This window comes from Candidatus Accumulibacter meliphilus (assembly GCF_036625345.1).
GTDB lineage: Bacteria > Pseudomonadota > Gammaproteobacteria > Burkholderiales > Rhodocyclaceae > Accumulibacter > Accumulibacter meliphilus.
The window spans coordinates 94169-107961 of record NZ_JAZKTZ010000006.1; the positions used below are offsets into that span (position 1 = coordinate 94169).

The following is a 13793-nucleotide window of genomic DNA, read 5'->3' on the forward strand; positions in this document are numbered from 1 at the left end:
CGGGGCCAAGGAAAAGGGCCAGAAGAACCTGGCCCTTTTCTATCTGCTGAGCTAGGAACCCGCCGCGGCCTTGATGGTGTCCGCGCCAATCTCCTTCTCGAACTTCTTCCAAACCGGCGTCATGGCGTCCACCCATTTCTTGCGTTGCTCGGGAGTCAGCTTGTTGACCTTGCCGCCGGCCTTGATGATGTTCTCACGGTTCTTGGCTTCGTCGGCCTTGACTGCCAGGTTGGTTTCGTTGGACACCTCGTCGACGATCTTCAGGAACTGATCGCGAACGGCGGGTTTGAGGCTGTTGAGCCAGTCCGCCGAAGTCAACAAAATATACGCCAGCAGCTGATGGTTGGTTTCGGTCGTGCTATCCTGCACTTCGAAGAACTTCTGGGTATAGATGTTCGACCAGGTGTTTTCCTGGCCATCGACGACGCCGGTCTGCAGCGCGCCATACACTTCAGCGAAAGCCATTGGTTGCGGCGAGGCGCCCATTGCAGCAATCATCTCCTTCGCCACGTCCGAAGTCTGCACGCGGAACTTCATGCCTTTGGCGTCCGTGGGCGCGATCAGCGGCTTGTTGGCCGAAAAGTACTTCAGGCCCGACATCCAGTAACCGAGCCCGACAAAACCGACGCCCTCCATCGACTTGAGCAGCTTCTTGCCCTCAGCCGAGTTGGTGAAGCGGATCGCCTGGTCAATATCGACGAAGATGAACGGCAGGTCAAAGACGCCAAGCTTGGGCGTATATGAGCCGAACTTGGACAGCGACGGTGCCAGCAGCTGCACGTCGCCAACCAGCAGTGCCTCCAGTTCCTTGCTGTCGCCGAAAAGCGTGCTGTTGGGATAGACCTCGATGCACAGCTTGCCCTTCATCTCTTTGTTGACACGTTCTGCCAGCTGGTTGGACGCCACCACCTTGGGGTGCGTCGAGCCGCCGGTCACGTGGCTGAGTTTGGCGACAACTTCACCCTTTTCACATTTCGCCAATGCCGACGTGGCAGCAAAGGCCATGGCCAGAGCTGTCAGGGCAACGCTGATCTTCTTCATATGCTTCATGCGATCTCCTCCTAAGGAAAGTTACTACGTGTGAATATTCTGTCTTTTCGATGCGGCAAGTTGGCTGCCGCTGGCGCCAAGAATAATCATTCTGGTCCCGCAAACGCAAGCATCTGCGCTCTTCACCTGCTCAAGCAAGCGCCGAATTGGCGATCGCATGGTCGAAAGTTCCTGAAGTCCGCGACTTCTCGATATGGCGCAGTGGCCAATCCTTGCGCGGACGCTGGCAAGTGCATTCCCGGCCCCCGGCTCCCGGCTCCCGGCTCCCGGCTCGCGGAACGCGCCAGCGCGTCGGTATCGAGGAAAAAAGTTGTTCGTCGACAAGCATTTGTGTGATTGACATCCCCCCCGGGTGGAGGCTAATTCTGACCGATCAGCGTCGCAACGGCCATTGTGGATTTCCGCAAGGGAACACGCTGAGCCAGCATCCTCAGCAAAGATGCGCGTGGCGATATACCGTCCAAATCGCTCTTGCGTTAGCACGTGAATCCGGAAACCGTGGGTGGCCGTAGCCAACTGGCCGTGTCGTTCCGCACCGGCGTGAGCTGCGGCCGAATGGAAGTGCTCGACACGCGGCAGGAACAATTCGCTCGTACTCCACGCCGCTTGACATCCCCTTCTTGCCAACTGGCGCACCACAAAGAGGTTTACCTGCAAAGGGAGTACTCACGTCGACGCGCCTGTGCTCCAGGACAGCCGCGACTTCGGACGTGGTCTTGCCGTGCTGATCGCTGGTACTGTGATCCCTGAGCCAGCCCGTCTGCAAAGCCATTACTTGTAATAGCCAACCGCACACACCTGATCGCCGATCCTGGTCACGTAGGCAACCTTTTCCACTGGATCGGTCTGACCGGGACGCGGCCACATGTACGAAACCTCGATAAAACGTCCTTCCTCGGCTACGTTGTAGAGTTCTTTGCCCAGAGGCTTGCCATCCTTGTCCTTGAGATCCTTGAGGCTCATGCCAAGAAGTGTCGGATGGGCGGTGAAGTACCCATCCGGACCACCGCAATACGGATACAGGTCGTGATCCATGAAGCCGCTTTCACCCTTGGTGAACATCACGAGCGCCCTGGCCTTGTCAGCCTTTAACGCAACAACCACCTTTTCGAGCATGGCTTTGGCTTTGGCTTTGGCTTCGGCTTCGGCTGGAGTCCAAGATTGCGCTGACGCGGCGATACTGACAAATCCGAAAACTGCGAAGGCTGAAGCCAAGATTGTTTGACGCAGCATCGAAACTCTCCTTGTCAAGTCATCAGACTGTAAACGACTTGCTTCCCCACCACGAGCGATGGGCAACGCCGTCTGCAAGAAAATGGTGACGCCTGCTGCCACCAGCGAGGATTCATGGGCGTTGTACCGGCAATGACCAAGGGACTGGCGCCGCGAACACGGCGTAGCGGGCAGTGTCTGGGTGCCTGTCGGAGTGAGCCATCCCTCGCGACCGACCTCTCGCTCATGCCTTCTTGCTGCCCTTTTCGCTGTCTGCTTCCCCAACTCTCTCTTTTTCCTTATGGTGCTTGTGGTGACTAGCGTGCGCCTTCGGCGCACGAAAGACAAGGACTGGAATATTCGAGTGGGTCAACACGCGGTAGGTTTGACTGCCGACCAGTAGCGAGGACAGACCCCCTCGGCTGTGCTTGGCCATGAAGATCAGGTCGCAGTTGTTGTCCTCGGCAACCTTGACGATCGCTTCCCACGGGGTATCGCTGACCACCGCGAGCGTTGTACTCTCGACGCCGGCCTCCTTGCAGAGTTTCTTGATGGCACCCAGATACTCCTTGGATTTCCCGTCGGAACCCGAGATCAGGCGCTGGATCGCGGCGGGCTGAATCAGATCGCCGTAATTTTCCGCGTGCCCAACCGGTGCCTTCGCGTATAACGCCGTGATCTTGGCATTGGCCGCCTTGGCAAACGCCACCGCGCGCTCCGCGGTTTTTTGCGACAGATGGCTGCCATCGGTCGGCACCAATATGTGCTGGAACATTGTTGTTCTCCTCTGGTTAGAGCCACTCAGTGCCGTTGAGCGTACCGAAAAATGGCAACCGAATTCCACACCGCAATGGCGGATTTTGGCGAGAAATATCGCGTTGCCTACCGAACGGATGACCTTTCCGGCACCTTGCGGAAAGTTGCAGCCATGCGGACTGCACAGGCCGCCTTGAAGCAAGCAGTTGGAGTAGTGATCCCGAGAACAGCCCGTAGCCCACGTGCTCCCTCTCCTCGACCTACTCCTGCATGGCCATGAGTTCCTTGTCAGCATAACGCAACCTCAACGCCAGCACCTTGGCGACCGCCTCGAGTATCTCGAACCCCAGCCGCTTGTGCTCCTCCTTGAGTCTTTCGAACTGTTCGCGCTGCAACACAAAGAGTTCGGTATCTTCCACCGCCGTACCGTCGTTGAAACGGCTCGTTCCCGCAATGAAGGCAATACCACCGAAGAAGTCGCCGCGCCCGTACGTCAAGGCGTGATGAACGTTTACTGTTCCCTTGATCGGGAACGTGATCCGGACTGCACCCTTGCGGATCAGGTACAGCTCATTGGCCACGTCGCCAAGAGAAAAGACCTTCTCATCCTTCCCTACCGAGCGTCGCTCAAGAGCTTCCACCAGGGCGATCAGCGTCTCTTCCTTGTAGTGCTTGAACATTTCGAGCTCGTATACCTCGAGCGGTGGAAGCTCGAGCGCCTCCTTGAGATGCTCGCCGAGGATCTCGTCTTCAGTCCATTCGAGCGCGTCGTCAAGCGCAGGAAACACCTTCACATGCTCGGTCATGGTCGTAAGTTCCATCTGATCGAAGAGTTCGGCGATATTCCGGCCGTTTGGCAGGGTCCGCGTCAGGTCGCTGAAAATAAGGTAGGCGCCACGTTCGATCAGCGAGTCCCTGATCTGGGTCAGCAGATGCACGGCCGTGACGTCGACCGACTGCACGCGCCGCATGTCGACCACGATGTAGGTGCGCCTGGTCAACTCCGGTTCAAGTGCCGAGTAAAGCTGGTCCTTGGTACCGAAAAACAGGCTACCCTGCAGCTCCACTATTGCGGTCTTATCCCCACTCTTTACCAGCAGCTCCATATCCTGCCCCAAGCGCACCCTCTTCGAAAACCTGTGACTGCCATCAAGCTTGTTACGAATGATCGTGCTACCCAGTTGCTCGCGGATGAACAGCAACATCGCCAGAGCAATCCCGACGCCCGACGCGGCGATCAGGCTGTAACCGAGCGCCACGCCCACCACCACCACGATGACGGCGAAGTCCAACATGGTCCACGGCGAACGCAACAGATTGAAGCTGTGCCGGTCGATCATCCGGAAGCCGACGACGATCAGGATGCCGGCCAGCGCGCCGACCGGAATCCAGGCAATGAACGTCCCCAAGGCGAGAAACGCGATCAGCGACAACACACCTTCGACGACCCCCGAGACGCGAGTCTGGCCACCGCTGTTCAAATTGACCAGCGTCGCCCCCATCTGCCCGGCTCCCGGCATGCCACCGACGCAGGCCGAAGCGATGTTTCCGGAACCCTGGGCGATCAACTCACGGTTTGGATCGTGGCGGCTGCGCGTCAACGCGTCGAGAACGACCGCTGTCTTGAGGGTATCAATCGACAGCAACACGGCCAGGGTCAATGCCGTTCCAAGCAGGCCGCCAATATGGCTAAGCTTCAGTTCGCCGATATCCCGCCAACGGCCAGTGATTGCGTCGAGCATGCTTGACGCAGTTCCGCCAAGCGGGCCGATGATCAACTTGTTGCCCTCGATGACCAACATCGACTGGTCTACCGCGTAGGCCAGTCCGAAATAGGTCAGCACCCCGGCCAGCAAGCCGAGAATGGCCGCCGGCACGACGCGCGTGACCAGGGCTGCGCCGAGCATAACCGCCGCCGTCACGGTACCGATGACCGCGCTCTGCCACTGCCAGAGTTCCGGTGAGATCAGCACCCGCCACAACGAGTAGTTTCCGAAAACGCCGAGAAATTTCGGGATCTGGCTGGCGATGATGATCAGACCGACGCCGGTGAGATAGCCGCTGACCACCGGAAACGGGATGTACTTGATCAGGCTACCGACACCCATGGCACCCAGGAGCAACTGAAGCAGGCCCGCAACCAGACCCAGGGCCGTCAACATCAGCACGATGAATACGGGTTCAACCTGTTGCTGCACGAGCCCTATGGCAAAGGCCGAGCACACCGCCGCGGCCGGCGCACACGGTGCGGTAATCAGGCGATTGGTGCCACCCAGGGTCGGCGCCACCAGTCCGAGAGCGACAGTACCGAGAATCCCGGCCAACGCTCCCATACCGGCGTAAGCCGGGCCAATCGAGGCATAGATGGTGACGCCAAAGGCGATCGCCGACGGCAGGGCAACCAACATGGCGGCAAGACCGCCCCAGAAGTCACCGGCCAGCTTGTCACTCTTGAAATTGGATGTCAGTTCCACGACCACAGGCCTCCACTCTCGTAGGAAGAAATGGTCCTGCTACGGACGCTTGGTCGGCAGCAGGGCCAACAACACGTAGCCTACCGAACAGCCTAGGCGACGCGGGGTGTTATGGCAAGCACGGCTTGTTCTCATCACCCGAAGGACGACAGCCGCCGCGCGACTCGGCAGCCTCCGGGCGAAGCTTGAAACGACCGTTCCGCAAGGCCTCGGTCAACCCATCGGGCGACAGGTCGACGCGCCGGCGCCCAGCAATCCGTGCGAACTTAACCGACGCGGGCTGTTAGGCGGACCATGCGGCTGCCGCGGAAATCAAGGTCGACGCGTTCCGCATGTTCCGCGAGACGATCGAGTTCCTCTACCAGTCGCACCAGCCTTTTCTTGGCCCAGGCCTCGTTTTCGACAACGGTGTCGGCGCCTGCCCGTACCGCGCAGACCGTGACCAACAGCAACTCGACCAGATCGTGTTCGACGTTCGCGGTCTGTTTCGGATCGCGCACGCCACCCCGTATGTCGATCAGCGGAAACCGGTTTTCTGCGCTCATGGAAAAACTCCAGGAAGACAGAAACCTACACCAATCCATGAGTTGTGAACGGCCCTTTCGTAATTTCTTGAGCGTAAACGACTATTTTTGGGGGTTCACGACGTTGGCATTACGCGACTGCCCTGGCGTTTCCAGCGCACCGTGTCGACCGTCGCTATGCAGCACCCTCTCCAGCAGGTACCATCAATCGCATGCGGTTGTTGTGCATGGTTATCGAGAGCGGCGCCCATAGTTTGCGGCGCGGAACGCGGCAGCTCCTTGGACTGATGGCGGCCGCATGGCTAAACCGTGGCACCAGGAGGAAGCGCAATGCTTGATGCTGAAACGATAGACAACCGCAGCTCGCCCGACGCAATGGAGACCACCCGGAATCTGGGCCGGCGCGAGCACCCTGCGTGCGAAACCAAGCGCCGCGCGTGCCTGCCATCACTCCCGCGTCAGAACAAGTTGCGCTGTAGCCTCGCCCAGTTCGCGCATCGGGCCGGGACATGATTCTCTTCTTCTTCATGCTGCTGATGCTGGCCATGGCCTGGGGCGTTGTTGACCACTTTCAGAGCATCGTCAGCAACGCACCACCGCCAAAGCAAGCGCCCGTCACGCTTGCAGACCTCCCGGAATCCCCGGCGAACGTGGTCTAATTTTGGACAGTAGGTCGGCGAAGGCCGTCTCATAGCGGAGACTGGCCGACCTCGATGCGCAGCCATTTTCCGCCGGGAATTCTGGCGCCGAGACCAGTGAGCTTACGGCACAGCTGTTCTTGGGCATAACGGCGGGCGGGTTGCTGTAGCGGCTCCAGGCGAACGACCACCCAGTGCTCGTCACTGCGTACCCAGCCATGGCAGTTGAAGATCGCATAGAGCAGGTCCACCCGATCGCTATCCTTGGCATAGCTGTCGTTAAGCCAATCGAGAAGCTGGCGGCGCACGTTCCATACGGAACTCGTGACGAAGTCGAAGAGATTCTTGCCCTCGTTATCGATGGCGTTGAAGGAGCGGTAATCGGACAGCCCCGTGACATTGACGCGCTCGGGCAAGCGAGCCTTGTCAGCCTGGAGTTGTTTGAGTTGCGTTTCGCTCACGGCGATGGCCGCAGCAAGCCGCCGATGCCGACTGTTGTGGCGCTCACTTCCGTCCCGATTGAAGCTGGGTTGAGTCTTGGCCTGTTGCTTGTAAAGCTTGGCAAGATGGCCCTGGGTGCTCGCGATCTGCTGCGCAAGCCCTTTGATCTGGGGATTGGCGATGTCCTGTTTGTCGCTCTCGGCCAAGCCGAAACCCGGATGGTAATGATAGGGATGACGCCCCTTGAGGTGTTTGAAAGTGTTCTCCGAGGCGCCCCAGCGACTGAGCATCGCGGTCAGCACCTCTTGCGGCGACCACTGAAGGTCAGCGTCCCAGCAGAGCACGCTGATGCGGTGATTGGTGCGCAAATTCCACAACACCACCCGGCGCAGGTCGAACGTATGCACCGACTCGGCCGTGCCGGTGTCGGGATCGGTTTTAGGTGGGTAGACGCACGTCTTGGTCTCTTCGAACAGGCGATAATCCGTGCCGTTCATCGCTACGCTGTGCGTGAAGTCTGCGGCCGGCAAGGCCATGAGCCGCGCAGGATTGGCGTTCTTCTCCCAAGTGATGAAGGGCGTGCGGCTGCGCACGAGTTCGCTGAAAAAGCCCAGTCCATCGCCCTCACGGTCGAAGACCTGTACCGGCGGGGTTCCCAGGGACTGTTGTCGCGCATACTCGCCAAGCCTCAGAATCTGGGCGCGCAGGTCTCCCTTGCCCTCCTGAATGTCGAAATAGACGATGCGCCCCTGTTCGTCACAAGTGACCAGATTGGTCTGTCCGGGCATCGGCATCCGCCGCTGTGTATTCCACGCCGCATGCACCTTGTCCTGTCCGGTATAAGGCAAGAGATGACCGTCCGTAAACCACAGCCGGGTGGCGACCAGGCCGCAGCGGATCTGATCGGCAAAAAACGCCTTCAGCAGCGCACCGGCCCGAGACTTGCCGGCGACGTCATGGAACCAGGACCACAGCGTGTCGAGAGCGGGTAGCCGCCCCAAGCCCAGGAGCCGTCCCGCCTCCTCGCGCCGCTCATGTTTGAGCTGCTCGATGGAGCGGATGTTACGCACCGCCATCAGCACGAACACCTGGAAGATGCGCCAACCGTTCCCGAACAGCTGGGAGAGCCGTTGCATCCACTGCCATTGGCTCATCAGGACCAGCAAGACAGGGAAAATGCCGGCATAGCGGCTGGCTTCCCAGTCATGGTGTTCCGCATAGGGAAGCTCGATCACTGCGGCGGGAACCTGTTCCGGTGAGGCCTGCTCCGCGACTGTCTGGCGGCTCGGCTGATCGACACGCACGACCTCTTCGAGGGGCGCTTCCTCCAGCGCACACCGCGCCGCGGCTTCGCCATCCCACGCGAGTTCCTCTTGGGTCACTTCCGCAGTCAGCCGCTTCTCGACACGCCGCAAAGCTTCGAGTTCGCGGGCCTTGGAGCCGGGGCGGCGTTTGTCAACATGCAGCCGACCTTGCCGTTCTTCGCTCACGCTGCGGCTCGGACTATAGCCATGCAGCAGGCCGGTCACCCCAAATAGCCGATAGCACTCGCGATAGTTGTGCAGCGTCTGGCGACTGAGATTGAGCACCTCGGCCAAGCGCGTCTGGTTCAGCTTCCTCTGTAATAACTCAACCACCAGGAGGCGCCGCTCGGCCTTGTCGGCAAGATTCACCCGTTTGCTCAGACTGCCATGATGATAAAGGTCACCCTGGCTGCGAGGGCCACGCGGAAGGTGCAGACAATAGCCTCTGCCCAAGTCGAAACGGCCTTCCTGCTTAACCGCTGGTTCCAATAACTCGCTCTGCGTCACCCCTCACCCCCAGGTCCCCGCTGCCTGACGCGATTCTAGCATGAGATTTATGCTTATTGCACTTGTTATTGCGTATTTACAATAGGATATAAGCATCGTTGTCCAATAAACGTTTTCCGTTCCCGGCGTGACGAAGGTCCAAAAAACGACGATAAGGCTTTTGAATCACGCGGTTAGCGGGGCGTCTGAGTCGCAATTCCGGGAGGTCTGGCTTGAGGCCGCACACGGGCAATCGCCGCCAATCGTGCCTCTCGCGATTGCGCCTGCGCCAGACAAGGATTCAGCCGACGACGCCAGCGCCCCCCGCGCTGCGGCGTACGATCCCGCCGGCCAGGCGAACGCTGTCGATAAGACAGGGGAGAAACCCTGATCCTGCGCGCACAAGCGCTGCTAACGCGGGTCTCGGCTGGCACCTCCGTCATTTCGGTCGCTTCACCGCGCTACTCGTCGCAAGACTGCTGATTGACGGCAGCTGCGACCCCTACCTATACTGCCGGCCGTTCCCGTGGATGCCCTGCCCCGCGCCTGCGGATCGCACACGCTGGCCGGCCGCCAGGGAAGCCAGACCAAATGTCGAAGTATTTGGGTGTGGTTCTTTTCGGCCACGAAGGATCATAGGCACATCAAATGGTTAACGTATCAATGACTTAAAAAATTGCTCCAGTGCGGTACGTAAGGAACGCGGACGGCATTACCGAGCCTGCAGCCACCCTATTCCGATAGCGGGGAACGAACAATGAGCCAAAATCTGCCGATTAGTAGCCGCGAAAGCGTGCCCGACGAAAAGAGCCGCACCCGAAGTATTTGAGGAGCACCTGATGCGCCGAACAAAAATAGTGGCCACGATCGGCCCCGCCACCGCGACTCCGAACGCCTTGCGACGACTCCTGGAAGCGGGTGTTGACGTCGTCCGCCTCAACGCCGCGCACTCAGACATGAAAACGCACAGCAACAACGCGCGTCTGGTACGGGAACTGGCCGGCGAGCTTGGGCGCAGTGTCGGAATTCTCGTTGACATGCCCGGCCCGAAGATCCGGAGCGGTCTCGTGGCTAACGACGAGGTGGAACTCGAGAGCGGCCAGGAGTTCGTCTTGAGCGGCCGCGAAGACAGCATCGGCGATGCGCAGCACGTTTCCACGACGCTGCCCGATCTCGCGCAATGGGCACGACCAGGTGACGAGGTCTACCTCGCCGACGGGGCGATCGTTCTGCGCGTACTCGAATCAATCGGCAAGGACGTCCGTACGGAAGTCCTTCGCGGCGGCCCCTTGCGCTCGCGTAAAGGCATGCACCTACCGCGTGCCGAAGCACACGTCGAACCTTTCACCGCTCGCGATGGGCTGGCGCTGGAAATGGCGATTGCCGCCAAAGTCGACTTCCTCGGACTCTCCTTCGTACGTCGCGCCGAAGATGTAGAACGGGTACGCGCGATGCTCCCCAAGCGCGGCATGCGACCAGCGCTGGTTCCCAAGATCGAGACCGCGGCGGCGATCGACAATCTTGCCGGCATCATCGAAGCCGCCGACGCGGTGATGGTGGCGCGCGGCGATCTCGGCATCCAGATGCCGGCGCGGCGCGTGCCGCTGCTCCAGAAGGAAATCATCCGTGCCTGCAACATGGCCGGGAAGCCGGTGATCACCGCCACCCAGATGCTCGAGTCGATGACTCGCTCCCCCTTACCCACTCGCGCCGAAGTCAATGACGTTGCCAACGCCGTGCTCGACGGCACCGATGCCTTGATGCTGTCTGAAGAAACCGCGGTTGGCCTCTTCCCCTGCGAAACCGTACGCATGATGAGCGAGGTCGCCGAGTCGGCCGAGGGCTCGCCACGCGAGCACGGCCATCCAGAAGCGATTACCGCCGCCATCACCGATCGCGTAGCGTGGGCCGTCGCACACGCCGCCGTGCAAGCGGCCGAGGATCTCAACGTCGCCGCGATCCTCTGCCCGACACGCAGCGGCCTGACCGCGCATCGCGTCGCAGCCTTCCGCCCAAAAATGCCCATTGCCGGCATCTCGACGTCACCGCAAGTGCTCGGCGGGCTCTGCCTGGTATGGGGCGTGCAACCACTGCTGGTCCCCGACAATTCCGAAGCCGATCAGTTGCGACAGGCAATTGCCGCCGCGCGCGCTGCGCGACTCGTCCGTGACGGGGATCTGGTGGCAGTCGTCTTCGGATCAACCGGACCGCGTGCCGGCAGCACCGACAGCGTGCGCATCGTCCGCGTTTGAGGAGTGCAAGGAACATCAGGCGCCTCCGGAGCAAACCGCGCTCGGCAAGAGATCGAAACCGGCTTCGGGGGGTGGCGACTCCTGGCCCGGCCTTACCGTTCAGGCTCATACCACAGTGGACAAGGCTGAATGTAGCCGCCCGGCCGGCGCCGGCCTATAATGGCCCGACAATTTTCCGAGGAGAGCACCATGCCGCGCATCCAGGCCGGAGACATTTCCCTCAACTACATCGAGCATGGCAGCGGCGACAACATCGTCCTCGCGATCCACGGCAACCTCGGCTGCCTCAACTGGCTCGAACTGGCCCTGCCGCTGCTGCCCGACAATATCCGTATCATCGCTGCCGAATGGCGCGGCTGCGGCGACTCCGACAAGCCGGAGCCGACGCCTGACTACTCCAACTACAAGATGGACGTCCATGCGCGCGACCACCTCGCCTTGATGGACGCGCTCGGCATTGAGAAATGTCATCTCTACGGGCACTCGACCGGCGGCATCATCATCTCGCACCTGCTGACCATGGCGCGGGAGCGCTTCGGCAAGGTGCTGATGCTCGACCCGGTCAGCCCGCTCGGCCTGCAGATGAATGCCAGCCAGGTCGGCGTCATCACGGCAATGAAGACCGATCCCGATGTCTGCTTTGCCGGGCTGGCCAGCGCGGCGCCGACGCTGTTCCGTCCGGAAACGCTGGTCGCCGGCCAGATGCCGCAATTCGCCAATGCCACCAGCAACGCCCAGCGCGAGCTGTTCAAGACGATCATCGAGCGCACCCGCGTGCTGTCCGATGGCATCTGGTTCGGTACGCCGCACAACCTCGGCCTCGAATGGGATTCCGGCGAACTGGCCGCGCGCATGCCGGAGATGATCCACGAGCACCTGATACTGTTCGGCAAGGTCGACTACTGGATCCCGCGCGAGCATCTCGACATGATGGCAGAGACACTGCCCAACGCCCGCCTCGAGATCTTCCCGTATGTCGGCCACTCGATGAACATCGAGCAGCCGCTGCTCTTCGCGCGAATCTTCGGCGATTACTTCCGCGCCTGACGGACCTTCCTGGCGTTTTTCTGTAACTCGTTGATATGGAACGATAAATCACGAACCAGACTAAATATGCCGGCATGTAAATGTTGCCATACGACTTTATTCATAGAGCTCTCTGCTGTCGCCCCATCCTCCGTTTTCATTCGCCGCCGCGCGACCGGGCGTAGCCGGCTGCTGCGAACGACGTCCCGCGTGGAGCAAAATTCAACCCAGAAGCTGAAAGGCCGCCATAACAGCGGCCCTTCTTCCCGGAACCGTGCTACTTCGCCAGCCCCGCTGGTTTCGCCGCCGGTGCCTCAACGGCGCCACCCCCGCCGCCACCTCCGCCGACACCCGGCAAATTGGTCGTGAACGTATTCTCCACAAAAGCCTGGATCGTACTCTTGAGCACGTTCGGCGCCTTGAACACGCCGTAGTGCGCCGTCGCATCCGGGAAACTCGCGAAGTACGCCCCCTGTACAGCCTGCGCTGCCTTCTTTGCGTTCTCGACCATCAGCCATTGATCAGTATCGACGTGCACCACCAGCGTCCGCGCCTTTATCCGCTTCAACTCCTTGTTGATGTTGTAGTTGAAACCACTCTCGTTGCGGTACCAGTAGTCGACCATATCCTCGTTCTTGGTCCGGTTGATGTAGGTCAGCGTCTCGTCGCCCTTCGGTTCCCAGTAGAAGACTTCTTTCTGCAGCGTCGACCACGGGGTCGACGAACGGACCGGGAAGGTATAGCCGGTCAGTTGCAGGATCGACCACATGAACTCCAGCCCCTGCTTGGGGTGCTGGTCAAGCGGCAGATCGTAGTAGTTGCCATTGGTCTTGCGCCACACTGGATCGCTCTCGATAGCCGCCTGCCCCAGGCGGAAAGTCCACTGACCGACCGCATCGTCACCATCGGAAGCCGTCGTCCCACCGATCGGCATGATCGCCTTGACGAAGCCGCTCGGCGAATGCATTACGCCCCATACCCAGCTTTGGGTGGCACCCATCGAGACACCGGTCGCCACCTCGACCTGACCGATATTCAGGTGCTCGCGCAGCATCCGGTAGTTGGCCTGGACCATGTCGAAGTAACTGTACTGCGGGAACTTGCGGCCCAGACCATCCGACGGCTTGGACGCACCCCACAACCCGAGCGCATCGAGGAAGACCACGTAGTAGCGGTTGGTGTCGATGGTGCGACCCGGGCCGACAACGGCGCCGCCCGAGAAGGCATTCAGCGGCTGCCCTTCGTACCAGGTGTTGTACATCCAGGTCGAGTCGCCCGAATAGTAGGTGTTGATGATCACCGCATTGACGATCTCACCCTTGTCGTTACGCTTGGGCGTACCTACCGCAATGTAGGCGGCCCGCAGCGGCGCAGCGCCGAGCGACTCAAGCGTCGTGCCGCCCTCCCCGCCGTTGCGCCAGGACTCCGGATCGGCGTCGAGGTTGTACTTGCCCCCGATACGGAAGTTCGGAATCTCGTAATACTTCTTGAGCTGGTCCTGGGCCATGACAGCCGACGGCGGCGTAATCTGTACCTTGCCTTCGGCAGCCCAGGTCGCACCGGGCAGTACGAAGGCCGCCGTCAGTGCCAGAACGATGATCTGCTTTTTCACGTCCGATTTCCTCATGTT

Annotated in this window: 10 protein-coding genes; 3 read left to right on the top strand and 7 right to left on the bottom strand. The window is 60.4% G+C overall.

Going from position 1 to position 13793, the window contains the following annotated elements:
* Positions 1–51: 51 nt before the first annotated feature.
* The 5 genes from V5B40_RS13480 to V5B40_RS13500 form a co-directional block, all read right to left on the bottom strand.
* Positions 52–1041, bottom strand: coding sequence for a DctP family TRAP transporter solute-binding subunit (locus V5B40_RS13480; RefSeq protein ID WP_332355218.1), 990 nt, complete (start codon positions 1039–1041; stop codon positions 52–54).
* A gap of 780 nt (positions 1042–1821) precedes the next feature.
* On the bottom strand, positions 1822–2283 hold the full coding sequence (locus tag V5B40_RS13485) for a cache domain-containing protein (RefSeq protein ID WP_332354986.1): 462 nt from the start codon (positions 2281–2283) through the stop codon (positions 1822–1824).
* 223 nt (positions 2284–2506) lie between these two features.
* Positions 2507–3037: a universal stress protein gene (locus V5B40_RS13490; RefSeq protein ID WP_332354987.1), complete on the bottom strand. Its 531-nt coding sequence runs from the start codon at positions 3035–3037 to the stop codon at positions 2507–2509.
* A 241-nt stretch (positions 3038–3278) separates the two neighbouring features.
* Positions 3279–5492: an SLC26A/SulP transporter family protein gene (locus V5B40_RS13495; protein ID WP_332354988.1), complete on the bottom strand. Its 2214-nt coding sequence runs from the start codon at positions 5490–5492 to the stop codon at positions 3279–3281.
* Positions 5493–5758: 266 nt separating this feature from the next.
* Positions 5759–6037, bottom strand: coding sequence for a transposase family protein (locus V5B40_RS13500; protein ID WP_332354989.1), 279 nt, complete (start codon positions 6035–6037; stop codon positions 5759–5761).
* 488 nt (positions 6038–6525) lie between these two features.
* Here V5B40_RS13500 and V5B40_RS13505 point away from each other — a divergent pair, with 488 nt between their 5' ends.
* Entirely contained in the window at positions 6526–6675 is a 150-nt protein-coding gene (locus tag V5B40_RS13505; protein ID WP_332354990.1) for a hypothetical protein, read from the top strand.
* Positions 6676–6704: 29 nt separating this feature from the next.
* Here V5B40_RS13505 and V5B40_RS13510 read toward each other — a convergent pair whose 3' ends face one another.
* Positions 6705–8768 (bottom strand): putative transposase, encoded by a 2064-nt coding sequence (locus tag V5B40_RS13510; protein ID WP_332353452.1) that lies wholly within the window; start codon positions 8766–8768, stop codon positions 6705–6707.
* Positions 8769–9724: 956 nt separating this feature from the next.
* Between V5B40_RS13510 and pyk the strand changes: the two genes are divergently transcribed.
* Positions 9725–11137: a pyruvate kinase gene (gene pyk / locus V5B40_RS13515; RefSeq protein ID WP_332354991.1), complete on the top strand. Its 1413-nt coding sequence runs from the start codon at positions 9725–9727 to the stop codon at positions 11135–11137.
* A gap of 189 nt (positions 11138–11326) precedes the next feature.
* Complete coding sequence (locus V5B40_RS13520) at positions 11327–12184, top strand: alpha/beta fold hydrolase (protein WP_332354992.1); 858 nt, start codon at positions 11327–11329, stop codon at positions 12182–12184.
* A 256-nt stretch (positions 12185–12440) separates the two neighbouring features.
* On the opposite strand, the gene V5B40_RS13525 is transcribed toward V5B40_RS13520, so the two are convergent.
* A complete protein-coding gene (locus V5B40_RS13525; RefSeq protein ID WP_332354993.1) occupies positions 12441–13775 on the bottom strand; it encodes an alpha/beta hydrolase in 1335 nt (444 codons plus the stop codon).
* Between the last annotated feature and the right edge of the window lie 18 nt (positions 13776–13793).